This is a genomic window from Vibrio sp. A8-1 (genome assembly GCF_013048685.1).
Classification (GTDB): domain Bacteria; phylum Pseudomonadota; class Gammaproteobacteria; order Enterobacterales; family Vibrionaceae; genus Vibrio; species Vibrio metschnikovii.
The window spans coordinates 1-25,203 of sequence record NZ_VHTC01000039.1 but is presented as its reverse complement, the minus strand read 5'-3'; the positions used below and the strand labels follow the sequence as shown (position 1 = coordinate 25,203).

Annotated in this window: 18 protein-coding genes; 8 read left to right on the top strand and 10 right to left on the bottom strand. The window is 45.4% G+C overall.

The window, feature by feature from the left end; all coding sequences use genetic code 11:
- Positions 1 to 120 precede the first annotated feature (120 nt).
- The 3 genes from FKN93_RS15180 to FKN93_RS15165 all read right to left on the bottom strand — a co-directional run bounded on the left by FKN93_RS15180 (position 121) and on the right by FKN93_RS15165 (position 5,608).
- Entirely contained in the window at positions 121 to 1,053 is a 933-nt protein-coding gene (locus tag FKN93_RS15180; protein WP_170905479.1) for a biotin/lipoyl-binding protein, read from the bottom strand.
- Positions 1,054 to 1,270: 217 nt separating this feature from the next.
- Positions 1,271 to 2,434: a linear amide C-N hydrolase gene (locus FKN93_RS15170; protein ID WP_199249765.1), complete on the bottom strand. Its 1,164-nt coding sequence runs from the start codon at positions 2,432 to 2,434 to the stop codon at positions 1,271 to 1,273.
- Between the two features lie 378 nt (positions 2,435 to 2,812).
- A complete protein-coding gene (locus FKN93_RS15165) occupies positions 2,813 to 5,608 on the bottom strand; it encodes a M16 family metallopeptidase (RefSeq protein ID WP_170905478.1) in 2,796 nt (931 codons plus the stop codon).
- Positions 5,609 to 5,850: 242 nt separating this feature from the next.
- Between FKN93_RS15165 and FKN93_RS15160 the strand changes: the two genes are divergently transcribed.
- On the top strand, positions 5,851 to 7,170 hold the full coding sequence (locus FKN93_RS15160) for an amidohydrolase family protein (RefSeq protein ID WP_170905477.1): 1,320 nt from the start codon (positions 5,851 to 5,853) through the stop codon (positions 7,168 to 7,170).
- Positions 7,171 to 7,286: 116 nt separating this feature from the next.
- The gene (locus FKN93_RS15155; RefSeq protein WP_004397492.1) at positions 7,287 to 7,775 is read left to right on the top strand and encodes a TIGR00645 family protein; all 489 of its coding nucleotides are present in this window, start codon (positions 7,287 to 7,289) and stop codon (positions 7,773 to 7,775) included.
- Positions 7,776 to 7,856: 81 nt separating this feature from the next.
- Here the strand turns inward: FKN93_RS15155 and murP are convergent, their stop codons facing one another.
- Together murP and murQ are read right to left on the bottom strand one after the other, a co-directional pair.
- Positions 7,857 to 9,305: a PTS N-acetylmuramic acid transporter subunit IIBC gene (gene murP, locus FKN93_RS15150; RefSeq protein ID WP_170905476.1), complete on the bottom strand. Its 1,449-nt coding sequence runs from the start codon at positions 9,303 to 9,305 to the stop codon at positions 7,857 to 7,859.
- Positions 9,306 to 9,329: 24 nt separating this feature from the next.
- Positions 9,330 to 10,232 (bottom strand): N-acetylmuramic acid 6-phosphate etherase, encoded by a 903-nt coding sequence (gene murQ, locus FKN93_RS15145; protein ID WP_170905475.1) that lies wholly within the window; start codon positions 10,230 to 10,232, stop codon positions 9,330 to 9,332.
- Between the two features lie 292 nt (positions 10,233 to 10,524).
- Here murQ and FKN93_RS15140 point away from each other — a divergent pair, with 292 nt between their 5' ends.
- Positions 10,525 to 11,373 (top strand): SIS domain-containing protein, encoded by an 849-nt coding sequence (locus FKN93_RS15140; RefSeq protein WP_170905474.1) that lies wholly within the window; start codon positions 10,525 to 10,527, stop codon positions 11,371 to 11,373.
- Positions 11,374 to 11,382: 9 nt separating this feature from the next.
- On the opposite strand, the gene FKN93_RS15135 is transcribed toward FKN93_RS15140, so the two are convergent.
- Both FKN93_RS15135 and recQ read right to left on the bottom strand, forming a co-directional pair.
- The gene (locus FKN93_RS15135; protein ID WP_170905473.1) at positions 11,383 to 11,697 is read right to left on the bottom strand and encodes a DUF3630 family protein; all 315 of its coding nucleotides are present in this window, start codon (positions 11,695 to 11,697) and stop codon (positions 11,383 to 11,385) included.
- Positions 11,690 to 13,525: an ATP-dependent DNA helicase RecQ gene (gene recQ / locus FKN93_RS15130; protein ID WP_161438799.1), complete on the bottom strand. Its 1,836-nt coding sequence runs from the start codon at positions 13,523 to 13,525 to the stop codon at positions 11,690 to 11,692. Before recQ ends, FKN93_RS15135 begins: the two co-directional genes overlap by 8 nt.
- A 225-nt stretch (positions 13,526 to 13,750) precedes the next feature.
- Here recQ and rarD point away from each other — a divergent pair, with 225 nt between their 5' ends.
- Both rarD and FKN93_RS15120 read left to right on the top strand, forming a co-directional pair.
- Positions 13,751 to 14,662 (top strand): EamA family transporter RarD, encoded by a 912-nt coding sequence (gene rarD / locus FKN93_RS15125; protein WP_154169577.1) that lies wholly within the window; start codon positions 13,751 to 13,753, stop codon positions 14,660 to 14,662.
- Between the two features lie 28 nt (positions 14,663 to 14,690).
- On the top strand, positions 14,691 to 15,353 hold the full coding sequence (locus FKN93_RS15120) for a LysE family translocator (RefSeq protein WP_170905472.1): 663 nt from the start codon (positions 14,691 to 14,693) through the stop codon (positions 15,351 to 15,353).
- 679 nt (positions 15,354 to 16,032) lie between these two features.
- Here FKN93_RS15120 and uvrD read toward each other — a convergent pair.
- Both uvrD and prlC read right to left on the bottom strand, forming a co-directional pair.
- Positions 16,033 to 18,207 carry a DNA helicase II gene (gene uvrD, locus FKN93_RS15115; protein ID WP_158137584.1) on the bottom strand — a complete coding sequence of 725 codons (2,175 nt, stop codon included), beginning with the start codon at positions 18,205 to 18,207 and terminating at the stop codon, positions 16,033 to 16,035.
- Positions 18,208 to 18,371: 164 nt separating this feature from the next.
- Complete coding sequence (prlC, locus tag FKN93_RS15110; protein ID WP_154169584.1) at positions 18,372 to 20,414, bottom strand: oligopeptidase A; 2,043 nt, start codon at positions 20,412 to 20,414, stop codon at positions 18,372 to 18,374.
- Between the two features lie 432 nt (positions 20,415 to 20,846).
- Between prlC and FKN93_RS15105 the strand changes: the two genes are divergently transcribed.
- Complete coding sequence (locus FKN93_RS15105; protein WP_170905471.1) at positions 20,847 to 21,686, top strand: 23S rRNA (adenine(2030)-N(6))-methyltransferase RlmJ; 840 nt, start codon at positions 20,847 to 20,849, stop codon at positions 21,684 to 21,686.
- A gap of 50 nt (positions 21,687 to 21,736) precedes the next feature.
- A complete protein-coding gene (gorA, locus tag FKN93_RS15100) occupies positions 21,737 to 23,092 on the top strand; it encodes a glutathione-disulfide reductase (protein ID WP_170905470.1) in 1,356 nt (451 codons plus the stop codon).
- Positions 23,093 to 23,165: 73 nt separating this feature from the next.
- Here the strand turns inward: gorA and FKN93_RS15095 are convergent, their stop codons facing one another.
- Positions 23,166 to 23,930 carry a transporter substrate-binding domain-containing protein gene (locus FKN93_RS15095; protein ID WP_004397504.1) on the bottom strand — a complete coding sequence of 255 codons (765 nt, stop codon included), beginning with the start codon at positions 23,928 to 23,930 and terminating at the stop codon, positions 23,166 to 23,168.
- Positions 23,931 to 24,135: 205 nt separating this feature from the next.
- Between FKN93_RS15095 and FKN93_RS15090 the strand changes: the two genes are divergently transcribed.
- Positions 24,136 to 25,080 (top strand): serine/threonine-protein kinase, encoded by a 945-nt coding sequence (locus FKN93_RS15090; protein ID WP_170905469.1) that lies wholly within the window; start codon positions 24,136 to 24,138, stop codon positions 25,078 to 25,080.
- Positions 25,081 to 25,203 lie beyond the last annotated feature (123 nt).

Here is a 25,203-nt window from a genome sequence, read left to right as displayed (position 1 = left end):
TGAATCTGTTGGGCGGATTAATCGCGTACTGCTTGAGGGATAAAAAGCCCAGTCTAGATCTAACAGCTCAAGAGTTTGAGCTGTTAGAGAGTAATTGCTTAGTTCTGGCTTAACCAGATCTCAGGTTGATTTGGGTACGTAAGGAACATTGCGAGGTAAATTGATCAGCTCTTCAGATATCACTCCCCAACCGATACTATCAACCCGACCGTAAACGGGAATAGAACGATCTGCCAGTATATAAACCTGTGCACAGTTGCCCACAGCAATATGAGCCAGCTCTGTTTCGGGAAAAGTCGCCAAAGCGTACCATTTACGAGTATCAATAAGCGTAAACAGAGACTGCCCGGGAGCAACAATCTCTCCCGTTGAAACCGTGAGACCGACGACAAGACCTTCATGTGGGGCACGTACTTGAGTTGCCGCTAATTCATGCTCAGCAATCGCTAATGCTGCTTGCCGAGCACCAACTAATGCCTCTGATTCATCAAGACTGGTGATCAAAGCTTGAGCCGCAGCCTCTTGATGTATGGCTTGTTCGAGCGTGGTTTGAGCATCATCCCTCGCCGTTCTCGCATCATCCACTTGCTGAACAGTAACGTACCCCTTAGCCGCTAATGGTAATAGCCGGGCAAGTGCGGTCTCTGCAAGAGAGAGATTGGTACGAGCACGATGAACCTGTTCTGAAGCGATAGCAGCATTGGATGACTCAGCCGTAATTGTTCTACGCTGAGCATCACGCAATGCTTTAGCAAGCTGTAATTCTGATCTGGCTTTATTGACTATTATTTCATAGGGTTTGGGATCAATTTCAAATAACAACTGTCCCTCGTCGACACGCTGATTATCGGTTACAGCAATAGTGATTACTCGTCCTGCAACGATAGAAGCAACGTTAACAACATTTGCACTCAGTACCGCATCCTCAGAAAGAGCCTTATCTGTGCTGTGTTGAAAGTAATACCATCCCGATACAAGTGCGCCAAGTACAACCGCTATCGCCAAGGCAGTACCCACAACACTATATCGACGTGTATAAGCAGAGTTAGACATCACTAAACTCCAAAAACAGTGATCGCTAGCGTCAAAGTAATCATACTCGCAAGCGCGATATAAACGATCGTTCGTAACGGGATGCCTTCATCAACACCAAGTCGGATTAAGACAATACGTATTAATACCGTGCTAATTATCCCAATCATGGCGCATATAAGCCAAGACGGAAAATAAGCGCCATAAAAGGGTAACAAAGGGCTCACCGATATGCCCCTTATTGATGAGATAAGAGTGTTTGCGTTCCATCCCATGCTCCACCAGAGAACTGACTGAGAGGAACGACCATTGGACTTGATTGTTTGCGTAATGCTCCTAGGTCAAAAGTGACGTAATTTAAGCTTTCATATAAACGAACACTTAATCGCAGCCGTTTAAGATCAGATAACGAAGTCCAAGTCGAATATTCTGATGTGTACATACGGTGTCCAACCACTCCAGGAGCTACCTTATCTTGAAGAGCCTCGGTCATACGACTATCAATAGTGATACCTCGAGGTCGGTCGAAATTATTCATAATATGCGCCAAGGTCGTGACGGCTTCATCGGGTGTTTTCGCTTTTTCAGTAAACTGAGCATAATAAACCGCACGAACAAAGCGGCCTACCGACGTATTTGATGCCGGCAATCCTGCCGTTGCGATTCCTGAATCCGGTTGTTTAAACGTTACCCCGCCGAGTTTTATCTCTGATTGGTCGATATTACTTAAAAACGTGTAATTATTAAGATTAGTTAAGTGCCAAGTAAACTCAGGACCATTGGTCATAACACCTAAAGGATTTTCATAGATATGCTGTTTACCATTCGAAAACTCAATAACGATAGAGTGACCATTAGCATCGTGTAGAGTGTAGTGGAAAGGGGTTTTCAATAATCCCATGGGTAATAGAGCGGTGACCAATACAGGCTGTTTCTCTAACGCGGCCTTGACGTCATTCACCGTTTTAAATTGTGATAATGCCCAACTTCCTAAATCGATCGCAGATAACATTTTTTGAGTTTTGTCTGACATATCTTCTGGGCCTTCAGTACTTGCAAAAGCTAAGACACTGAAACTCAACCCTTGATCATTAATGCCCTCGACTACTTTAAGATCTTTAGTAATAGGATCTGGCATGGCAATCGATAAAAAAGCGTGTTTTGCTTCATAATTTAAAGAAGCATGCTTATCGGCATGGGAAGAAAATTTCGAGCCTTGGGGAAAGAAAGCGACCTTATAATCTAGCTGGACCGGTAATTCCATGGTCCTACCCGCATAAGGCGCACCGTTGGCATCAGTATACAAAAGTGACGTACAAGCTTGGCTAATTGCTGGAAGCATAAACGTTGCCGCAAGTACTGTTGAAATGAGTGTTCGTTTGAGTGTAGATGATGCGTGCATGACAGCTCCTTGAAATAATTCTGTACCAAGTCACATGAATCCCCATTTAATAGGAGGTGTATCGACAAAGTATTCGTAAAAAAAATATAGTTCAATCAATGGCTTTGTCAATGAATCCACCTCTATCATTAGTTCATCTCAAAAAATAGAGTTTTTCCGCACCATCAATGTTGTAAATTCATTGCTAATCATCAGTTTTTACTGACAACTAAATAACGATAAAAAATAAATACATTTAAAAAGGAGATGGATTGTTTTAAAAATGTATTTAAAAATCGTGATCCTCGTGCTTGAAAAAAAATGCCACCCGAATTAAACGAGTAGCATTCTTATATTTACAAAGTCAGTTGGCTTTCTTTGCAACCAATATTCAGTAAATCAATCCACGGACTCGCCAAACGAGGTAATCACTTTTAAGCACTTGTCTTTACTTAAATAGCGTTGGGCACTTGTTTGTACTGACTGAATATCAGCGGCGGCAATATGATCATAAATTTGCTGCACGCGCTGATAATACTCTGGTTGAGTTCGGCCCATTGCCGTAGCCTCTAACCAAAATCCATTGCTATTACTGACATGAGCGATGGATTGTAATAAAGGCTGCTTAGCTCTCGCCAATAAATCAGCGTCTATTCGCTGCCCTGAACCCAGTTGCTCGATGAGAGTGTCAACTTTACCTTCAATAGATAAAACATGCTGTCTATCAACCAGCGCAAATAAGCCGATATAACCTAACTCTGACGGTTCTTTCGCACTAGAATTGAAAGTATAAGGTGAATAACTCATCCCCGCTTGTACTCGTAGCTCTTCAGTGATCAGCAGTTGCAAAACGCGATCTAATAACAAGATTTTCGCCGCTTGCTCAACGGAGTAACTATCAAGATTAGGCCAAATCCAAGCCAGTGCTGTTGAATCAACCGCTCCTTGATGGCTCAACTGGCGGCTCGCTGGTAACTCAGGCAGGCGAGCTACGACTGGACGCTTGGTGATTGGCAACGGATGACGCTCTAAAGCACCCAATGTTTCGGCTACCGCTTGAATCGCCTGAGATTCATCAATATCGCCGACAATCGTGACCTCAAGTAAGCCACGATCGACGGCCGACGCGAGCACGGGGGCAATTTCAGAAAAATCTCGCTTCAATAGCTCTTGATCGCGGCCAAGGGCGTAGTTTATGTCCTCTGGATGTAATAGCTCAGCGAATCGCTGCCAAAATAACGTTTCAGCGTTGGTATGGCGGCTAAATGCATGCTCTCGCACTTGTTGCCGAAACTGGTGTAACGCTTCAGGTCTAAACCCTGGCGCAATCAAAAAAGCGGTATGTAACCCTAGCTGCGCTCTTAATCGCTCGGTTCGCACAGAGACGGCATCATTAAACCCTTGCTCCGATAGTTTCCATCCCACAGCTAAACCTTGCCCTGCTAATATTTGTCCCAGCTCAGCATAACTATGCTCAGCTAATCCTCCAAGAACAAAGCTACGTTGAAATAACGTGGTTAGCCCTTCGCTTTTAGGCAGGGCTACATCACCAAAACCGACTTTGAGCTGCACTATCGCTTGTCCCAATTCAAATTGAGTGGGTCTCAAACTAAGTCGTACGCCATTAGCAAAAACCAGTTGGCGGATTCCTGCCTGTTCATCACGCTGATCGGCAATGACTTTTCCAGGCTTACCGAAATTTGCATAAGCAAACGGAGTCAATTTTTGCTCTTGATGAGCGCTAATCGGCTGCTGCTGGCTTTGCTGATAGACGCTCAGAAGCTCTTTTGCCACCTGTTCTTCTGGTTGAGAGTGAGTCAGATAAATCCATGGTTCCCCTTGCCAACGCTGCTTTAGGGCTTCATGCAGTGCTGATGCAGTCAAACTAGGCTTCAATTGTTGAAACAACGCCCATTCCTGCTTGGGATCTAAAAAATATAAGCCGCGAGCGTTAAAATCGACCAATTGCTCAGCTAAACCAAAGCTATTCACACTTAGTGGTTGAGCTAGAGCATGCTGTATATCTTGTTCGATCAAGTCTAATGCTCGATTAACTTCTTGTTCAGTAAAACCACCCACCAAAGCTTGACGCATGGTCTGCTCTAGCAGGGTAAGGCTTTCTCGCCACTGATGAGGGGCGGAATTAAGTGATAACTCAAAGCGTAAGCCATGTTTAAACTCTTCAAATAAGGCCACATTGACTCGACGCCCCATATCCTCCTCTGGCAGATGGGCGGTTAAGCGGCGATACAACAGATGACGAATTAGCCAGTCGTTAAGCATTCTATGCCGTCTTGCGATACCATCAGCAAGTACATCTTGAGGCTGTAACATACCCAAAGTCACTGTCGTCGGTAAACGTGGGTCAAAAAAACTATCCGCTCTAAGCTCTTGCTGGACTGTCAAGGTTGGCAGTGGATCATCACTGACTAAAACTGCCTGTGGATGTGGTTGCCAGTTGGCAAAACTTTGCTGAATCTGACGCTCTGTGGCGGCAATATCAATATCACCGGCAACAATTATGGTCGTGCGCTCTGGTGTATAAAAACGCTGATAGAGATCACGTAATTGTGCTACTGTCGCTTGACTAACTGCGCTTTCCAAGCCGATTGGCAGACGACTCGCCAATGGGCTATCTGGGTATAAAAATGCCTGCTGATATTGATAATTATCTAGCTCTATCGATTGTTTTTCGCGTATTTCCGCCATTACGATCGGCTTTTCTTGCGCTAGAGCTTCGGGTGTTAAAGTCAGTTGATCACCAATCTCACGCATTAACATCAGCCCAGTTGTAAGCTTATCTTGAGAGCCTTCAATGATATTAAATTGATACACCGTTTGATGATGTTCAGTAATTGCATTGGTATCCGAACCAAAACTAAGGCCAAGCTTTTCTAACTGAGCAATCATATCCCCTTGTGGAACGGATCGAGAGCCCTTAAACGCCATATGCTCTAATAGATGCATCAATCCCTGCTGCTGTTCAGACTCCACCAAGGAACCACCGGCAATTTGCATGCGCATGATAATCGCTTTTTTGGGGTACGGGTGAACCATCAACTGATAAGTTAGGCCATTAGCTAAACGACCTTGATGGATTCGTGGATCAGGGGTTAATTCATTGGCAACCGAGTGTAGAGACATGATGATGTAGCAAGCGCCAAAGAATGGCATTAACCGAGTAAAGAGAGACAAGAGACAACCTCGAATAACATCAGTAAAAAAGAATCGTTATTATTCATGTTTTATCTCGCTTTAGAATGGTTACATACAAAAGCATACAAAAACATCAAGCAACTCAACGAGTAAACCGCTGAGGTTTATTCAACAAAGTTGGCATTTTTGCTCTTAAAATCGGATAGTTTCGCCAAATATCGCTACACTTTTATCTGTTTGTGCACCAAGGTGCCATGCCGCTAGTTGATTGGAGTGATAAAATGAATAAACCGCTTTGGCTACTGCTAGGTGTAAGCCTAATCGCTTGGCCTACTTTTGCCGCCCAGTATGTATTTAAAAATGTGCAAGTATTTGATGGACGACAAGCAACGCTCAGCGCAGCAAAAAATGTCTATGTGCAAGATAATTTGATCAGCAAAATCGAAGATTACCAAGCCCTTAACGTCACTGACTCCAACACCATAGTAATTGATGGTCAAGGCAAAACCTTAATGCCGGGATTGATTGACGCTCATACTCATTTAATGCTCGCCGCCCTGCCTCAACAAACCTTAATGCTTGCTGATCAAGGGTTTATTAATATTGTTGCCGCTAAAACCGCTGCCGATATGCTGCAACGGGGTTATACCAGTGTGCGCGATTTAGGTGGGCCCATTTTTGGCTTAAAAATGGCGATCGATAAGCAGATCACCACCGGTCCTCGTATTTGGCCAGCCGGGGCTTTTATCTCTCAAACTGGCGGCCATGGTGATTTTCGGCTGCCCAATGAGTTAATAACCGCTGATAGTAAAAAACACACTATCTCTGTTAGGACAGGCACTTCAGCGATTGCTGATAGTCCAGATGAAGTCCGTCAGCATGTGCGAGAACAGTTAGCCCTCGGGGCATCGCAGATTAAACTCATGGCAGGTGGTGGCGTCTCATCATTTTATGACCCGCTTGATGTGACTCAATACAGCCTGGCAGAAATTCGCGCCGCGACGGAAGCGGCAGAAAATTGGGGCACCTATGTGACGGTGCACGCTTATACTCCTCGCTCGATTAATCAAGCGATTGATGGTGGGGTTAAATCGATTGAACACGGTCAATTGATTGATGAAAAAACCGCAAAACGAATGGCCAAAGAAGGCATTTGGTGGAGCTTACAACCGTTTACTTCTGAGCGAAAATCCAGCTTTGCCGAAGGCTCGCCGCAACGTCTGAAACAAAAAATGGTCGAACAAGGCACAGACAGGGCCTATCGTTTAGCGAAAAAACATCAAGTAAAAGTCGCGTGGGGAACCGACGTTTTGTTCAGTGCGGAAAAACTCAAAGGGCAAACGCAACTGTTGAGTATTATGACTCGCTGGTACACCCCTGCTGAAGTACTGAAAATGGCTACCTACGACAATGCGCAGCTACTGATGCTCTCAGGAGAGCGTGCGCCTTATCAAGGTAAGTTAGGGGTTATTGAGGCCGGAGCTTTGGCCGATCTGCTGATCGTCAATGGCAATCCGCTACAAGATTTAACCATTTTAGAAGCAACGGATAACCTACAACTGATCATGAAAGACGGCCGTATTTATAAAAATACGCTCTAATCTATACGTCTGCTGGGGGGATCTTATCCCCTCAATTTTCACTACACCTTAAGTATAAAAACAAAGTAATATCAGCCTCATTCTGCCCTATTGGGCTTTGTTGATGGTTACTTTAAATGGAACGTATTATCGAAAAACTGCTCTACTCCGCTCGCTGGATCATGGCACCTATTTATCTCGGTTTGAGTTTTATCCTCCTCGCCTTAGGGATTAAATTTTTTCAAGAAGTGATTCACCTACTCCCAAATATCTTTGCTATTCAAGAAGCTGACCTGATTCTAATCGCGTTATCATTGATTGATATCACCTTAGTTGGCGGGCTGATTGTGATGGTGATGTTTTCTGGCTATGAGAATTTTGTTTCTAAAATCGACGTTGAGGAACATAACGATAAATTGGGCTGGTTGGGTAAACTCGATGCCGGTTCACTGAAAAATAAAGTTGCTGCTTCGATTGTCGCGATCTCTTCAATTCATTTGCTGAAAGTGTTTATGAATACCGAAAATATCGCCAATGAGAAAATACAATGGTATTTGATGCTGCACATTACCTTTGTCATCTCTGCTTTTATGATGGGTTATTTAGATAAAATCACCAAAAAATAATCCGCCGCTAGAGCTAAACATAAAAAAGCCCTGAACCTATCGGATCAGGGCAAAATCATTCACCAACAGGGGGAAAGTGAACTAACTTAAGTCAACATCTTTGCATCCAAACCAAAGCGTTGCAAAAAAACCAACCACATAAGAAATGAGTAGACCGCAGATAAATACCAACATCCCAGGGAAAATACCCTGCGCTGATGTCATTAACGGAATCGCAACAATACCCGATGGCCCAAATACCGTATTCAGTCCGACAGGTAAGCCAAGATAAGAGACTAAACCAATAAAGAAACCACCAGCCGCACCGCCAATACATGCCGTGACAAACGGTTTCACTCTGGGTAGGGTGACGCCATAAATCAGCGGCTCACCAATGCCTAAAATACCCGGAATGATCGCGCCCTTCACTTGGGTGCGCAGCACGGCGTCTTTTTTGGCTTTAAAGTACAGGGCTAGCGACGCGCCAACTTGGCCGCCTCCAGCCATCGCCAAAATAGGAAACAGCGAGTTAAAACCCTGCACATCCATCAAAGCAAAGTAGACCGGAACAAACCCTTGATGAATGCCAAACACCACCGAAATCAAAAATAAACCGGAGAGCAACGCAGCCCCTAGTGGATTATCATTCAGGTTGAGAAACAACCATGACATGCCTTTAAATAACTCACCACCAATCGGCATTATCACCAAAAAAGTCACCGCCCCCATGATCAATAACGTGACGCAAGAGGTTAAGATCATATCTAAATCATCAGGCATGTATTGGCGAACTTTTCTTTCGACCTGAGCTCCCAAAATCGCCGCTAACAGTACGCCGATAATATTGCCTCGAGGGTCAATCGCAAAACCGAAAAATTCACTCATGCCAGAATAAACGCCCGTTGTCGCATCTGGGTTATAACCCAACACAAACAAGGAAGCTAAAATAGCGCCATTGACCCCAGAACCGCCAAATGCCTGCTGCGCGTTATACCCAATTAAGATGCTCAGAAAGGCGAATAATCCTTTGCCAAACACCTTCATATAGGCTATCAGATCCAGCGTAAATTGACTTGGCGATTGACCAAGGACTAGCATCTGCTCTAATAAAGTGGCAAAACCAAGTAATAAACCAGCGGCAATAAAGCCCGGAATTAATGGCGTAAAAATGGTCGCAAACTTACTGAGGAAACGCTGCACGGCACTGGTTTGTTTACTCTTCATCTGCTGTTTTTGCGCCGCAGCAATTGTCGATAAATCCGGCGTATCTGACGTCGATGTAGCGGTAAGCCCAAGATTGGCGATCATCTCATTCATCATTTCAGCCGCAGTTTGCGCTTTACCAGGACCGAGAATAATCTGCAGTTGTTGATCGCTTTCTACCACCCCCATAACCCCAGCAATGGCTTTAATCCCAGCTTGATCGGCGAGGAGGTTATCATTCAATGTTAAGCGTAAGCGGGTCATACAGTTACCACACTTACTAATGTTATCACTGCCGCCGACCGCGCGAAGCAGTTGAGCTATCATGCTCGATGTAATTTTAGCCATTTACCTTACCTCAACACGATTGGATTATTGATCGTTCAGTGCCGCACGAATAAAGCCATGATGCTTTGCCAACCGCTCCGCGGCTTGCTGTGCATTCAGATCGGCAAGGATCATCAAAATCGCCGTTTTACAATGTCGTTGACAAGCTTCTAGCGCTTGTTCAGCTTGCTCTGTACTACAGCCCGTTGCTTCACGAACAATGTTCGTTTGACGCTGAATAAGCTTGGCATTGGTGGCTTCAACATCGACCATTAAATTGCCAAAGACCTTACCGCTGCGAATCATCGCTCCTGTGGTTAACATATTGAGGATCAGCTTCTGCGCCGTGCCAGCCTTCATTCTTGAAGAGCCCGTGACAATTTCAGGGCCAACCACGGGCGTAATAGCAATATCCGCGGCTTGTTCCATTAAACAATTAGGGTTGCAGGCCAGAGAAATCACCGTCGCACCAACGGATTTAGCGTAAGCCATGCCGCCCAGTACATACGGCGTTCGGCCACTAGCGGCGATGCCCACTAAAACATCTTGTTTACCAAAGTGAAAACGCTGCAAATCTTGCTCACCAAGCTCTGCATTATCTTCTGCATTTTCCACGGCTTTTAAAATCGCTTGATGACCACCAGCAATCAGGCCAATCACCAAATCGGGCGAGGTACCATAAGTAGGAGGACATTCGCTAGCATCCAGAATACCTAATCGGCCAGAGGTTCCCGCTCCCATGTAGAACAAACGCCCACCAGATTGCAGAGCAAAAGTAATCACATCGACCGCTTGCGCCACTTGAGGCAAGGTTTTTTCAACCGCTAAAGCGACTTTCTTATCCTCCTGATTGATGATCTGTAACATCTCAAACGCGGATAAGGTATCAATCGCCGCGCTCGCTGGATTACGGCTTTCCGTTACCCATTGGGTTAAATCTATTTTCATGCACAAGCCTATATGTCTAATAACAACTGGTGGCGATTCTATAGAATAAAAAATTCCAATCGAGTGATAAGGATCACAGCTATGGTTATTCATTAACCAGCTAAAGAATGGAATAATCATCCAAAATAAGGTAAAAAAAGCCCAAAGATACGCCAAGTCACTGAATATTATTCACCTTCAAAGCAGATTTAATTCCCAGCAAGGAATAAAAAATTCCAAAAACTGCACCATAAATCGTCTTTTGAATTGCGGATTCGTGGTAAAACTGCTTTTAGCATATGGAGAAATCATCATGTCTATAGTTAATCGAATGATCAGTCGACGTACTCAGCTCTCAGCAAATGAGTTAAAAATTGCCGACTGGATCCTTGCTTATCCTCAGCAAGCGGCCTTAATGACCAGTTTACAATTGGCCGAGCAAGTGAGTGCTAGCCAATCCAGTATCATTAAGTTTGCTCAAAAAATGGGCTTTAAAGGTTACAGTGCTTTTAAGCTATTGCTGGTAGAAGAGCTCAGCCGCAAACAAGCACTCGAATCAACGCCTGTACAGCACAATATTTTTATTAATGATCCACTGGCAGTGATTGCACAAAAGTTAGTCCAAGCAAAAACGGATGCCATGTTTCATACCACCAACGCGCTCTGTTTTGAACAATTTCACCATGCGGTGAATTGGATTAATCAAGCGCATCGGGTACAAATCGTCGGCATTGGCGGCTCGGCACTGACTGGGAAGGATTTAGCTTTCAAGCTATTGAAATTAGGCATTACCGCACTCGCTGAGCAAGACAGTCATGTACAAATTGCTACCGCGCGAACGCTTAGGCCTCAAGATGTCCAAATCGCGATTTCTTTTTCTGGGGATAGAAAAGAGGTCTTTATTGCCGCCGAAGCGGCTAAGCAACAAGGGGCCAAAGTTATTGCTCTGACCGCACCAAAGAAAAGTAAACTGCGTCAGCTGGCGGATATCGCTTTAGATACCATCGCCGATGAAACGCAACATCGCAGCTCGTCTATCGCTTCTCGTACTGCGCAAAATGTCTTAACCGATTTACTGTTTATCAGTTTGGTTCAGCAACGAGAAGATTCAGCGCGACAATTGATAGAGACCATTTCGTCGGACATTCAGCAAATTTTATAAACCTAAGACTCAATCAGCGGCGGATGGGTGACCTGAAAGTAACTGGGCGATAAAGGCCAGCTCTTCTCGGCCTTGCTCATCACTCAATGTTTCAAGCCAAATACTGGCGCTGTAATGCTCGGCTTTGAGTAGTAGCTGACAACCTTCAAAATCAATTAGCCAAGTATGCAAATCGGCATCGAGCTGCTTATCGATAAGCGAAGCCGATAACCACTGCAGAAAACGCTCGCCAAGAGCGGGGAAACTATCCATATCCCATTCTGGCGTGCTCAGGATAAGTCGCCCCGGATCGGCGAGATAATCTTGTAAAGCGAACTCAGCCATGACCGGTTAAATGCTCCTGAATGACATCCAAAAATGGATCGGCGTATTTCTCTAGTTTGCGCTGACCAACACCGTTAACAGCCAACATCTCACCATACGAGGTCGGTAAAATATCCGCCATATCAATTAGAGTCGCATCACTAAAGACCACATACGGTGGTAAGCCTTCTTCATCGGCCAGCGATTTACGCAGTTTGCGCAATTTCGCAAACAGTTTTTTGTCGTAGTTTTTATTCGACAATTTATCCGATTTCACCGCCCGTGCTGCGGTATCTAAACGTGGCACGGCTAATTCAACCGCTTTGTCGCCACGCAGAATCGGCCGAGCTTCTTCGGTCAACTGCAAGGTGGAATTGCGAGTAATATTTTGCTGTAGCAAGCCCTTATGAATCAACTGACGGAAAATACTCACCCAGTAATCATGGCTGTGATCGCGCCCTAAACCATAGGTAGAGAGTTTATCGTGACCATTTTCACGAATCCGGATATTTTGCATCCCACGCAGCACTTCCACCACGTAACCAATCCCAAAACTCTGCTGAACACGATAAACACAAGACAGCGCTTTGCGCACTTGCTCCGTGGCATCGAAATGTTTCGGTGGGTCAAGGCAGACATCACAGTTACCGCAAGGCGTGTCACGGTATTCACCAAAGTAGTTGAGCAATACTTGTCGGCGGCAGGTTTGCGCCTCAGCAAAATGGCTCATCGCCGTCAGTTTATGGCTTTCTACTTGCTTTTGTGGCCCCTCTTCTTTTTCATCTAGCATGCGTCGCAGCCAAACGATATCGGCAGGATCGTAAAGCATGATCGCTTCAGCAGGCAAACCATCTCGTCCCGCACGTCCGGTTTCTTGATAGTAAGATTCAATATTGCGTGGAATATCAAAATGGACCACAAAACGCACATTGGACTTATTTATGCCCATCCCAAAGGCAACGGTAGCGACAACAATTTGCACATCATCACGCTGAAACGCCTCTTGAACATAAGCACGCTCATCAACCTCCATCCCAGCATGATAACTGGCCGCTCGAATGCCGTTATTGCACAGTTTTTCAGTCAGCATTTCGACTTTTTTGCGACTGCCACAATAGATGATCCCACATTGGCCGCGTTGCGTTTCTAAATAACGGATCACTTGTGATACGGGTTTGTGCTTTTCGACTAAGGTGTAACGAATATTGGGCCGATCAAAGCTGCCCAAATAAGTGTGCGGGTTAGCCAATTGCAGGCGATGTAAAATATCAATTCGCGTTGCATCATCTGCCGTTGCCGTCAGTGCCATAAAAGGAACGTGAGGGAAAACCTGTTTAAGTTGACCAAGTGAGGCGTACTCTCGGCGAAAATCATGCCCCCACTGAGAAATACAGTGCGCCTCATCCACGGCGATCATCGCTAATGGTAGCTGTTGTAAACGTTCGATAAAATCGGTCATTAACACTCGCTCTGGCGAGACATAGAGCAATTTTATCTGTCCACGATTAATTCGGTTGTAAATCGCAATCAGCGTCTCACGTGAGAGACTAGAGTTGACACACTCCGCGGCAACACCATTAGCTTTGAGCTGATCAACCTGATCTTTCATCAAAGAGATCAGCGGTGAAATCACCACCGTGAGCCCAGGCAAAACTAATGCGGGGATCTGGTAGCAAAGCGATTTACCGCCCCCTGTGGGCATAATCACCAAACTGTCTTGTCCAGCGATAGCCGCCTCTATCACCTCTTGCTGTCCAACCCGAAACGTCTGATAGCCAAACACCTCACGTAACACGTGCTGCGGCGATAAGTTAAGTTCCGGTTGTTCAACGAGTACAGTGGCGGTCATGCAAGCTCTCAATCATGAGTGGGGATGCTGATACTTCAAGCATCAGAACAGTCGGTTATTGTAGTGCCGTTTGCCGGTGAATAAAACCGCAAAGTAGTCGATGAATTCGATTTACAGGTTATACTCTCAGCGGTTAACCTTTAGTTACGTTTTTACGTATTAGTTAACACGCCCTGACCAGCATTTCTCCTCTTTATCCCTTGCGACTGCAGAGAATTCGACATCATGACATTAGAACAACAACAAGAAGCTAAAAAAGGAATTTTTTTAGCGATCAGTGCTTACACCATGTGGGGCGTAGCACCGATTTATTTTAAATTACTGGGCCACGTTTCTCCGCTAGAAATTCTCAGTCATCGGATTATTTGGTCTTTCTTCTTACTAGCAGGCTTACTTCACTTCAGTCATCAGTGGCGTCATGTAGTGGATATTTTCCAATCCAAAATCAAGCTCGGTTATTTATTAATCACCGCCCTCCTGATTGGTGGTAACTGGTTGATTTTTATTTGGGCGATTAATGCTAACCATATGCTCGATGCGAGCCTAGGCTATTATATTAACCCGATCCTGAATGTTTTTCTTGGCATGCTATTTTTAGGTGAGCGACTACGCAAATTACAATGGTTTGCCGTGCTACTGGCGATGATTGGCGTTGCCATTCAGTTGGTGGTATTTGGATCGCTGCCAGTGGTAGCGCTAGTGCTCGCCACTACATTTGGTTTATACGGTTTACTGCGCAAAAAAGTCGGCGTGGGGGCGCAAAGTGGCCTATTTATCGAAACCTTATTTTTACTGCCTGTCGCCGCGTTATATCTGTTTATGCTGGCCGATACGCCAACCAGCCACCTATCGAACAATGACTGGTCATTGAATCTACTGCTGATCAGCGCAGGTATCATCACCACTTTACCTTTGCTCTGTTTCACTGGTGCGGCAACACGCCTTAAGTTATCGACGCTCGGTTTCTTCCAATATATCGGTCCCAGCTTGATGTTTTTGTTAGCCGTATTGGTGTATGGCGAAGCATTCAGCGCCGATAAAGCGATCACTTTCGTCTTTATTTGGGGCGCATTAATCGCCTTTAGTTATGATGGTTTAACTTATAAACGTCATACCACACGTATTGTTACCGAGTAAAATAATCATCTAAATTGAGCCAATAACCATGAATGAAATCAGCTTATTAATCACTTTAGCCAGTGTCCATTTCATTGCTTTGATGAGTCCGGGGCCAGATATGGCGCTGGTGATTCAAAACGCCACTCGCTATGGTCGCCACACTGGGCTTTATATTGCCCTCGGGCTCTCCTGCGGCATCTTGCTTCACTCGTTATTAAGCTTAACGGGAGTCAGCTATCTTGTTCATCAACAGCCCTTGCTGTTTGCACTTGTCCAAGTCGCTGGTGGCAGTTACTTACTCTATCTGGGCAGCAATGCATTACGCCATACCATGCAACACTGGAAAACAGACAGTGGGGTTATCTCTCAGCGCACAGAATTGCTACTGAATAATAAGCGACAAGCGTTTTCTCGTGGCTTAATTACCAATCTGTTTAATCCTAAGGCCTTGGTTTTTTTCATCAGTTTGATGTCAACGTTAGTGCCAGCCAGTATGTCACTACAAGGTAAAGGGATGGCGTTACTGATTCTATGGGCTATCTCACTGCTGTGGTTTGCCGCACTAGCGTGGATGCTATCAACCGAGCGCTTGCAGCGTAAATTGCAACGAGCAAGCCGCTATATTGATTTATTATGTGGGATTATTTTCAGCCTAATTGGCTTAATGGTTCTCTCTCAAGCGCTGATCGGCTTGTTTTATCAATCCTAATCGATCTTCGAGCTCAGCGAGCAAAGAGGAAGATTGGCTTACCCTTTTGTAAGCGATCTCGCACAAATAAGTAAGCCAACATCGTTTTCTCTCTAGAGTAACGCCACTAAAAAAACCATAACTAGCTGAATTTAAAAACTTTAAAACAAAATCTATAGCATGGAATTTATTGTGCATTTATTTTTAGTCTCTTGTTGAAGCCGCTTAAAAGCGTAATATGAGTGGTGTCGGAAGGATGCTGACACGGAACAGAAATTACTACGGACAGTAAACGTCAGGATGACGAGTGATGGTTAAGGATTAATCATCAGCAAGGACTGCACAGGGACATTGAAAGGATGCACTCGTTACTAGGATGGTAACGACAACGGAATGACAATGGACTCCTCTGGATGAGGCAAGGATTGAACATCAGGATGATGTCAAGGACACTGCTCAGGGAACAAGTAAGCGAACTAACAGGATGGTTAGTCGATCAGGATGATAAAGGACACCGCTAGGAAGGCGATGGACGGATTACGCTAAAGGATATGGCATACTATCAAGGAATTGATGCAGGGAGCACCGATTGAGTAGCTGGATTGCTGCAAGTAAGACCCTAACCCCGCAGGCTTTGCCCGCGGGGTTTTCTTTTATCGGTAATCAGCGTTACCCACTTGTTTGGTAACGCTGAAAAACGTTAGGCTTTTTCTAGTCGAGCATAAGCGGTGACCAGCCATTTAATGCCTTCACCATTAAACGCGACTTGCACTCTGCTTTGTGGGCCACTGCCTTCAAAGTTGATGATCGTACCTTCACCGAATTTCGGATGCCGCACTCGCGCCCCTAAACTAAAGCCCGTTTCATTAAAATTCTCTTTCACCGCACTAGTGCTAAACCGGCCACTGCTAGTGGGCCTGCTGACTTGCGCTTTCATACGCACTTCATCTAAACACTGCTCAGGTAGTTCGCGAATAAAACGTGATGGCTTGTGGTACTTATCTTGGCCATACAAACGGCGAATTTCTGCATGGGTGATGTATAACTTTTGCATCGCTCGCGTCATGCCGACATAACACAGACGGCGCTCTTCTTCTAAACGCCCCGCTTCTTCAGCGGACATTTGGCTCGGGAACATACCCTCTTCGACGCCAACCATAAACACCAAAGGAAATTCGAGTCCTTTCGCGCTGTGTAATGTCATCAATTGCACCGCATCATCAAACTCATCCGCTTGCCCTTCTCCAGCTTCCAGTGCAGCATGGGTTAAAAATGCGGTTAGCATGCTCATCTCATCAGCTTCTTCCGGTTTTTCAAACTGACGTGTGGCGGTGACCAATTCCTCCAAGTTTTCGATTCGCGCCTTAGATTTTTCGCCTTTCTCTTGTTCATACATGGCGTATAAACCTGACGTTTTGATCACGTGGTCCGTTTGTACGTAAAGAGGCATCTCAGCGCTATCATCTTCCAAGGCATTAATCAGCTCAACAAAGCGGCTCAAAGCTCCCGCAGCGCGCCCGGTTAGCACTTGCTCATTCAATAACGCAATACTGGCATCCCACAAAGTACAGCCGCGATCACGGGCGGCAAAACGAATGGTTTCCAGCGTTTTATCACCCAGACCTCGCACCGGAGTATTGATCACTCGTTCAAAAGCCGAATCATCATGACGATTCGCGATTAAACGTAAATAGCTCAGCGAATCTTTGATCTCTTGGCGTTCAAAAAAGCGCATCCCGCCATAGATGCGATAAGGTAGACCAGCTTGAATTAACGCTTCTTCCAATACCCGTGACTGAGCGTTATTGCGATAAAGCATCGCACAATCATTGAGTAAACCGCCGTTATCTCGCCACTCTTTAATTTTGGTCACCGTAAAGCGGGCTTCATCCAAATCGTTATAAGCAGAGTACACCGAGATCCGTTCACCTTCATTACCATCGGTCCATAGCTCTTTCCCCATCCGCTCGGTGTTATTGGCAATTAAGGCATTCGAGGCTTGTAAAATGGTTTTGGTTGAACGGTAGTTTTGCTCAAGACGAATGGTGTTAACACTCGGAAATTCCAAGGTGAATTTTTCAATATTGGCGATATTCGCTCCGCGCCAGCCATAAATCGATTGATCGTCATCACCCACAATCATCACATGGCATTCAGGCCCAGCTAACATGCGTAGCCAAGCGTACTGAATATTATTGGTATCTTGAAATTCGTCGACCAGAATATGTTTGAAACGCGCTTGATAGTGTTGGCGAATGTGCTGTTTATCACGCAAAAGCTCGTGAGTACGCAATAAAATTTCGGCAAAATCGACCAACCCCGCTCGGTCGCACGCTTCTTGATAAGCGCTGTACAACTGCAGATAGGTTTGCGTCACCGGATCGCGGTAAACATCAATATGCCGCGGACGTAATCCTTCGTCTTTTTTGCCATTGATCCACCAACAAACCTGTTTAGCGGGCCACTGTTTCTCATCAAGATTTTGCGCTTTGATTAAACGGCGTAATAAACGCAGTTGATCTTCAGAATCTAAGATTTGAAAATCTTCCGGCAAATTGGCATCTAAATAGTGAGCACGTAAGATACGGTGACAAATGCCATGGAAAGTACCATTCCACATACCCGATGCGCTGCCTTGCATTAGCTCTTCAATTCGTCCACGCATTTCTGCAGCGGCTTTATTGGTAAACGTCACCGACATGACCGAAAATGGCGACGCTTGTTCAACCGAGATTAGCCAAGCAATACGATGTACTAGTACCCGTGTTTTGCCACTGCCCGCTCCTGCCAACACTAATAGATTTTCTAAAGGGGCGGCAACGGCTTCGCGCTGTTTATCGTTGAGACCATCGAGCAAAAGAGAGGGATCCATCATGGCTAATCTACTGTTTATTTATACATAATTTGTACGATTATACTCTTAAACGATGGGATAACCAAATGACGTCATAAGTCTCCGTTTCATCGTGATCGTCGAGTGATGGAATAGAAAAGGGCTGCATGTGCAGCCCTCCTAAGTGGTGTTTGCTTGACGTGTATTTAAGCGGGGATCCCAGCATGGCGCAGCATGGCGTCGATTTGTGGTTCACGACCACGAAAACGCTTGAATAGCTCCATAGGCTCTTCACTGCCGCCCATTTCAAGAATGTTTTCTAGAAAGCTTTGTCCGGTTTGAGTATTAAAAATGCCCTCTTCTTCAAAGCGTGAGAACGCATCGGCAGACAACACCTCAGCCCATAAATAGCTGTAGTAACCGGCGCTATAACCACCAGCAAAAATATGGCTAAAGCTGTGAGAGAAACGGTTCCACTCTAAGCTTGGTAATACTGAGATCTTTTTCTTCACCTCAGCTAAGGTTTCTAGCACTTTTGGCCCTACTTCTGGGTCGTAGGTGGTATGAAGCGTAAAGTCGAACAGACCGAATTCCAATTGACGCAGAATAAACATCGCCGATTGGAAATTCTTCGCAGCGAGCATTTTATCCAGCATGGCTTTTGGCAGCGGTTCACCGGTTTGGTAATGACCTGAAATAAAGGTCAATGCCTCTTCTTCCCAGCACCAGTTTTCTAAAAATTGACTCGGTAACTCAACCGCATCCCAAGGCACACCATTGATGCCAGACACTGAACCCACTTCAACTTGAGTCAGCATATGATGAATACCGTGACCAAATTCGTGGAATAAAGTCACCACTTCGTCATGAGTAAATAAGGCTGGTTTATCGCCGACTGGACGGTTGAAATTACAGGTTAAATAAGCCACTGGCGTTTGCAATTCACCATTTTGCGTCACACGACGGCCACGGCAATCGTCCATCCAAGCACCGCCCCGTTTATGCTCACGAGCGTACAGATCAAGATAGAAGCTACCACGCAGGGTATGGTTGGAATCAAAAATATCAAAGAAACGTACCGAAGGATGCCAAGTATCCACCCCTGCACGCTCTTTAACCGACATACCGAACACACGGTGAAGCACTTCAAATAAGCCTTTGACTACCGTTGTTTCAGGGAAATAAGGACGCAATTCTTCATCGGAAATGTTAAACAAGTGCTGTTTTTGCTTCTCACTGTAGTATGCCACATCCCATAATTGCAGCTCAGACACGCCATATTCTTGCTCAGCAAATTGGCGTAAGGCTTCTACTTCACGCTCGCCTTGAGGCTTGGCTTTCGCCGCCAAATCATTCAGGAAGCCCAACACTTGATCTGGGGTTTCCGCCATTTTGGTCGCTAATGATTTTTCACTGTAAGAGTTAAACCCTAACATCCGAGCAATTTCATGGCGTAGCTTGAGTTTCTCAGCGATGATTTCGCTGTTGTCCCATTGACCAGCGTTAGGGCCGCGATCCGATGCTCGCGTCACGTACGCTTCGTACAACTCTTGACGCAGAGCTTGGTTATCACAATAGGTCATCACGGGTAGATAAGAAGGCATCTCTAGAGTCAATAAATACCCTTCTAACCCTTTCGCTTCTGCGGCCGCTTTCGCTGCAGCAAGGGCCGATTCTGGCATACCTGCTAACTGCTCAACATCGGAGATCTGTTTACTCCAGCCCATGGTGGCATCAAGCACGTTATTAGAAAACTTTGAACCTAACTCGGACATGCGCTTACTGATCTCACCATAGCGTTTCTGCTCCGCGGCAGGTAAGCCAATCCCTGAAAGCTCAAAATCACGCAGGCCATCGTCGATGGTTTTTTGCTGAGCTCGAGTTAAGGTTGCAAACTCTGGACTGGCTTTAATGGCTTTATAGGCGTCAAACAGCCCTTTGTGTTGTCCAACCCAAGTGCTGTACTCAGACAGCAGAGGCAGACAGCTTTCATAAGCGTCACGTAGCTCATCACTATTAACAACGGAATTCATGTGACTAACAGGCGACCACACTCGGCTTAAGCGATCATCGACTTCTTCAATCGGCGCAATCACACTCGCCCATGAAGGTTGAGTGTTACCCTCAAGAACTTGGTTAATTTTAGTGCGGCAAGCTTCAATCACCTGTTCAACCGCAGGTTTTACATGCTCAGGTTTAATGGCAGAAAACGGCGGTAAGTCCGTGAACGTGAGAAGAGGGTTTGACATATAACATTCCTTTTGAGTTAAGACGTGTCGCTCTCCTTCCTATTTGGATTAGCAAAGTAAGAAGGTTCTTGTTATGAGAAAGTAAATCGGGGTGGTGAAGCAAAATTTCAATAGCGACTTAAGTATTATGACTTAAAATCACCACAAGATTGACGATCTTAAGCTAACTTTCACCCCACTGTCCCAAACGACTTGGAGTTGTAGGTAGGCGGCCAGTGAATCAATCCCCATGAGCATAGACAAACGATATGACTGAGGTGAATGAACGTCGCCAACACCGCAGCAGCTTTAAGTACGAAGGAGATATCATCAACTCACCTCGCTCAGACTGACGTATCACCAATCTGCACCTGAAACGCTTTTGAGTATATAATCAGGCGATATTATTTGATTCACTAGCCACACTCGCTCAGGGTGTTTTGAGAGCTCATTTTGCTAAGTTATCGTCACAGTTTTCATGCTGGCAACCACGCTGATGTATTAAAGCATATCGTACAAAGTCTTATTCTCAATGCGTTACAGCAAAAAGAGACGCCATTTGTTTATCACGATACTCATTCTGGCGTTGGGCGCTACGATTTAACCCACGAGTGGTCAGAAAAAACCGGAGAATACAAACAAGGGATTGGCCGATTATGGCAGCAGGCAGACACGCCCGCTGAAATAGACAGTTATCTGGAGGCAGTTAAAGCACTCAACCAAGGCGAGGAGCTACGCTATTACCCAGGTTCACCACGCATCGCTCGTGCTCACCTTCGTGCCCAAGACCGCATGGTACTCAGCGAGCTGCATCCCAGTGATTACCCATTACTGGAGCAAGAATTTGCCCGTGATCGCCAAGTGGCGATTTACAAACAAGACGGCTTTGCACGCTTAAAAGCCAGCTTACCGCCGAAAGAACGCCGCGGTTTGGTGCTGATTGATCCGCCTTATGAGCTGGCCAAAGAGTATCGCGATGTAGTGCAAGCCATCGCGCAAAGCCATAAACGTTGGTCAACGGGCATTTATGCGATTTGGTATCCCGTGGTTAACCGCTGCGATATTGATGATATGTTAGATGGGCTAGCTAACCTTGGCATTCGTAAAATATTACAAATTGAGCTTGGCGTAGCACCCGATACCAACCAACGCGGTATGACCGCGTCAGGGATGATTGTAATTAACCCGCCGTGGAAACTGGAGAGTGAAATGCAAACCATTCTGCCGTTTCTCAAGCAAGCCATCGCTCCCGCAACGGGTCATTTTAAAGTCGAATGGGTTGTTCCAGAATAAACTGACCCAATCTACTTAATAAAGCACTGAAAAGAATAACGGAGAAAGGAATGACAACACATTTTGATTATATCTGTATTGGCGGCGGCAGCGGTGGCATCGCCTCGGCGAACCGTGCGGCAATGTATGGCGCAAAAGTCGCTTTGATTGAAGCGAAAGATCTCGGTGGCACTTGTGTGAATGTCGGCTGTGTGCCGAAAAAAGTCATGTGGCATGGCGCTCAAATTGCCGAAGCAATGCAGCTTTACGCGAAAGACTACGGCTTTGATGTCAAGGTTAATGGTCTAGATTGGTCAAAACTGATTGAAAGCCGCCAAGCCTATATTGGTCGCATTCATCAATCTTACGATCGCGTGCTCGGTAATAACAAAGTGCATGTTATTCGTGGTTTTGCCCGTTTTATTGATGCCAAAACCATCGAAGTCGAAGGTCAGCACTATACTGCCGATCATATTTTGATTGCCGTGGGTGGCCGACCAACCATTCCAAACATTCCTGGCGCAGAATACGGTATTGATTCCAACGGTTTCTTTGAGTTAACCGAGCAACCGAAACGCGTAGCCGTGGTCGGCGCTGGTTATATTGCGGTTGAGATAGCTGGGGTACTGCATGCCCTTGGCACAGAGACCCACTTGTTTGTACGTAAAGAATCACCACTGCGCAGCTTTGATCCGATGATCATCGATACCTTAACCGAAGTAATGAAAACGGAAGGGCCAACGCTGCACACCCATAGCGTGCCAAAACAAGTAATTAAAGAGGCCGATGGCAGCCTGACACTGCATCTTGAAAATGGCCAAAGCTGCAATGTCGACACCCTGATCTGGGCGATTGGCCGTCATCCCGCGACTGATGCGATTAATCTTGCTGCCACTGGCGTAGCGACTAATGAGCAAGGCTACATTAAAGTCGATCAATACCAAAATACCAATGTTGAAGGCATTTACTGTGTCGGCGATATTATGGAAGGCGGTATTGAGTTGACCCCCGTGGCCGTCAAAGCGGGTCGTCAGTTGTCTGAGCGTTTGTTCAACAACAAACCTGAAGCGAAAATGGATTATGATTTAGTGCCTACCGTGGTCTTTAGTCACCCACCGATTGGCACCATTGGCTTAACCGAACCTGATGCGATCGCTAAGTATGGCGCCGATCAGGTCAAAGTCTATACATCGAGCTTTACTGCTATGTATACCGCAGTCACCTCTCATCGCCAGCCATGCAAAATGAAATTAGTCTGCGCGGGCCCCGAAGAAACCGTGGTCGGTTTACATGGTATTGGCTTTACGGTGGATGAAATGATTCAAGGTTTTGCGGTTGCAATGAAGATGGGCGCGACGAAAGCTGACTTTGATTCGGTAGTGGCTATTCACCCAACGGGCAGTGAAGAATTTGTTACCATGCGGTAACGTCTCCTCCTAATAAAACTGCGAGCTGACATTTTGGCTCGCAGTTTTTGTTTATACACTTATCTTAACGTAATCACTCTTGTTGAATCGGCGCCTCTAAACCGTAAGACTCAAATATCCGCGTAATTTCCCCTGAGCGGCGCATTTCAGTCAACGCTGCCTCTAATTGATTAATGTATTGGTAGTTTGCTGAGCGTTTAGGCACACTAAAAAAGCGTCCATTAAGCGAAACATCCGTATAACTGATTTTTCTCAGTTCGGGATCATTTTCAAATACGTCCAGCCCATGCTGCTCCGAAGTGATAGCCAAATCAAATCGACCCGCCTTGAGCATATTAATAATTTGATCGCCGCTAGTGACAAAAATGGTCCGTAACTGATCGGTATTTTGATTAAATTGCGAACTATAAAAACTGCCATTTAATGCACCAACCACATACCCTTTACTGACGATTTCATCAAAACCTTTAGCATCGATATCAGCGTTTTTACGAGTGAAGTAAAAGACCTCTCTTTGACCATAACCCATGAGTAGAGGATGTAAATAGACCTCACGCTCCTCATCCATCGAGTGTAAGGGGATTAAGTCAACACCGCCTTGCGGCGCAACGCCAATGGTTCTCGCCCAAGGCACTTGCGTCCACTGAACTTGATGGCCTAATTTACTGATGACTTGGGTGATCACATCGCCACCCGGCCCTTTACACTGACCATTTTCAAAATAAAGATAGGGGATTCGGTCTCGACAATGGCCTTGCCACGTCACATTGGCCCACAGTGGTGCAGCAAGAAATAAACTTAACCCGCTGACGATAAAGAACTTAATACTTTTACTCATGCTAACGCCTCCAGTTAGTAATAGCGTATGCTCCATAACAGAGCGGCTATCAATGAGCAAAGTATAGACAGTGATTACGGCTATTGCTGAATGGAATGACGCCGATAAGACCTATCTTCATTAAGTCACTGCAATATGATGTATTTCTTTATGTAACTAAGTTGGTTAAACTAATTCAAATTCATAATAATAAAAACCAAACTTCGTGCCCGACCCAGCCTCCATTACTCAGTGCTTTTATGATTACCTTGATCTATCAGAATCGGATCAAAATCAGTGGCTTGAATCATTACAACGGCAGAATTCCGCTCTCTATCAACAATTGGTGACTTTGTTGGCTTCAAAAACAACGTCGACCTTTTCTTTGAGCCAACTATTAACGGATCATGCCCAGACTTGGTCTAGCTCAAGACAAGACTATTCCAATTTGCGCATCGATAAATATCAGTTAACCGAGGAGATTGGTCGAGGTGGCGTGGGCGTTGTCTATGCCGCCCATCGAGCGGATGATTCTTTCGAACAACAGTTGGCGGTTAAATTTATTCAACCGACCATGAACCAAGTATTGGGTTCTCGAATATTATTTAACGAGGCGCAGTTACTGGCTAAACTTAATCATCCTGCTATCGCCAAGGTATTTGATGGCGGCATTTATAATGATCAGGTTTATATGGTTATGGAGCGCATTGATGGCCTAGCGTTCAACACTCACCTCCAACATTATCAGCTCAACCTGCGCCAGCGATTACAATTATTCAGTCAGTTATGTCGTGCCATTGAACATGCGCATGATCACCAGATCCTGCATGCCGATCTTAAACCCGAAAATATTCTCGTCACCGAACAGCATCAATTAAAGCTAATTGATTTTAATCTCACGCAAAAATTGCGTGAGGGACATGGTGATAAGCCACAATTTGAATTTAAAGCTTACAGTGCCGACTATGCCAGCCCTGAACAAAAACGGGGAGATTATTTAACTCAACAAAGTGACGTTTATTCATTAGGCAAAGTGCTGGCGAGCATAATCCCTGTGGCTTCACTGACTCCAACTTTAACCCTGATCATAAACCAAGCGACAGCAGATCATACTACCGAAAGATATCAAACTGTTGGCGAGCTGCGACAAGATATTGATGCGCTGCTCTGAGGGATCCCCTCATAATTTCCCCAAAGCGCAACCGTACTTGAATAGATTTTGAGCAAGCAGGGTTGCAGCTACGAGTAAGTCTTCCCTTGTTATTGTGTAGCCAGAATGCCGCAGAACTTCCAT